General features: G+C 43.9%; 2 protein-coding genes. Both read left to right on the top strand.

The features are described 5' to 3' along the window. A partial coding sequence (locus ABFQ95_08450) for an ATPase, T2SS/T4P/T4SS family (protein MEN8237545.1) occupies nucleotides 1–481 on the top strand: 481 nt, incomplete at its 5' end. A 17-nt stretch (nucleotides 482–498) separates the two neighbouring features. Further along, nucleotides 499–2,250, top strand: coding sequence for a type IV conjugative transfer system coupling protein TraD (gene traD / locus ABFQ95_08445; GenBank protein ID MEN8237544.1), 1,752 nt, complete (start codon nucleotides 499–501; stop codon nucleotides 2,248–2,250). The last annotated feature ends 179 nt before the right edge of the window (nucleotides 2,251–2,429 follow it).

Below are 2,429 nucleotides of genomic sequence, written 5' to 3'. Positions count from 1 at the left end.
TCCCGATGACAAACGGGTGCTGTCTGTGGAAGACACCAGAGAACTGGTAATTCCGCACCAAAATCAAGTCAACTATGTGGTCAGCCGCAATGAAGCAACGCCTGCCGTTGGTTATTCGCATGTTATTGATCACCTGATGCGTTCGCGGCCGGACATCATCTTAGCTGGAGAACTCTCCATTGCTAATACTTTTCCGGTATTGCGACTGTTGAATTCAGGCCATAAGGGCTTTATGTGCACGCTGCATGCCAACAGCCCTAACCTGGCTTTGGACGAAGCTATACCTGCCAACGTGATGCTGTCCGGTAATCCAGCCCAAGGGGTGAGTGAATACCTACGCAAGACTGTGGATGTGGTGATTCAGCTGCATCGATTGCCCAGTGGTAAGCGAGAGGTAACAGAAGTGTTGTTTCCGATTACTGGGGAGCAGCAGATGCTTTCTCATGGTTTGCAATGTGAAAAACACCAAGACAATCGGTAGCAAGGAGTTTATATACAATGGCACAACATTTCACCCGAGGCGGGCAACTATCTATGCACCGGTTGCGGATGTTACAACAGGTAGCAAGAATTACATTGGCGGTAATCCTATTCACTGCCATGACAATTTCCATTGGCAAAACCCTGTATGAGGTTCCCTCGTACAATTTTTACCTGTTTAAAGAATACTACCATGGCAAATTCCTACTGGGGTTTGTCACCAAGCAAACTGATATTCACAAAGCCACTCAGCAGATCATTCACCCCGATGGCAGAAAGACACAAGAATACAGCATCAATATTGTGCAAAGCCCTTGGGTTAATTATGCCGTTGCGATGATCAAATACAAGGTTTGGCATAACACAATCTTAGGGCTTTGGATTGGTGTCTTTGTGGGACTATCAGCGATGGTCTTTTTTTTCTATCGTGGTAGAAAGCAAGCACAGGAGAAAAGGTATCGAGGTAGTGCTTTGGTACCACCCCAACAGCTGAAAAAAATGATAAAACGCAACCAGCAAGCTTCAGATCTGAAATTAGATAAGCTACCTTTGATTAACAACATGGAGACCTCGCATTTTTTGGCCTGTGGTACAACTGGTAGTGGAAAATCGACTTTAATTCGTACGTTATTACCACAAATTAGAAGGCGCGGTGACAGGGCTATTATTGTCGATCTCACCGGTGAGTTTGTCGCACAATATTACCAACCCAAACACGATATTCTGCTAAATCCGTTTGACGATAGGCATCAACCTTGGTCGCCCTGGAAAGAATGTCAAAATGAATCGCACTATGATGCTTTTGCTCATGCTATGGTACCTTCAAGCAAACAGAACGATCCTTTTTGGGAAACCTCAGGCAGAATTGTCTTAGCCACGGCCCTTAGGCAGTTTAAAGAACAGGGGAATTTTTCTGCGCAATCTCTCTACCGCTTGCTGAGCACTGGCCCAATTGAAGATTACCAACAGTTTTTTGCCGGAACTGAAGCTACATCCTTTACTGGAAAAGAAGGAGATAAAACCACGGCTTCAATTCGCTCAACTCTTGCAACGCACTTGCAAGGCTTGAAGTATCTCAAAGATGCTAGGGCCGAGTTTTCTATTCGTGAGTGGATCTCTCAAGATCGAGAAAACTCTTGGTTATTCCTGAACGCGCAACCAGATCAACGTCAGGCACTCAAATCCCTAATGACCACATGGATGGATACCAGTATCAGTGCTTTGATGTCTCTGCCACCAAGTTCCGACAGAAGAGTATGGTTTATCCTCGATGAACTGCCGGCACTACACAAACTTCCTTCTCTAGAAATGGCTTTGGCTGAGATCAGAAAATATGGTGGTTGTGTTATGGCAGGGTTTCAAAGCATGGCCCAGCTCACATCCGTATATGGCGCTTCTACAGCTGAAGCTCTATTAAATCTGTTTAACACGCAAGTCTTCTTCCGCAATGTTGATCCTCGGACCACTGAGTGGATAGCTAAAGTCTTAGGCGAGCAAGAAATTCGCCAAGTTCAAGAAAATCTTTCCTATGGCGCTGATACAGTGAGAGACGGTGTGTCTTTAAGCCAGCAAGATCGTAAAAAACTGATAGTATTGCCTACTGAGATCGCTGCTCTAAAAAATCTCGAATGTTATTTGAAGTTACCGGAAGGCTATCCGGTAGCGAAAGTGAAGATTAGGTATAAGGGACCCAGGATAAAATTGTTGGCACTTATAAAAAAGCGCTACAACTCGATGATGTCGGTTTTTAGAGATATATGGAAGAAATAACTACAGCCCCTCCCGCTGGAAAATAATTTGATTCGTCCATTTTCTCCGGACAATATCCAACAACCGCATCTTGTACGTTAAAAAAAAATTAGTTCAAAATCAAAGGCTATGTTAAGTATTTATTGTTTCAGATCACAGATTTAACATGAACAGGAGGAGGTCTTATAATTAAATCATAA

It is taken from the genome of Pseudomonadota bacterium, assembly GCA_039714795.1.
Lineage (GTDB): Bacteria > Pseudomonadota > Alphaproteobacteria > JAGOMX01 > JAGOMX01 > JBDLIP01.
The sequence above is the reverse complement of the archived record's forward strand: the minus strand, read 5'-3'. Positions and strand labels throughout refer to the sequence as shown.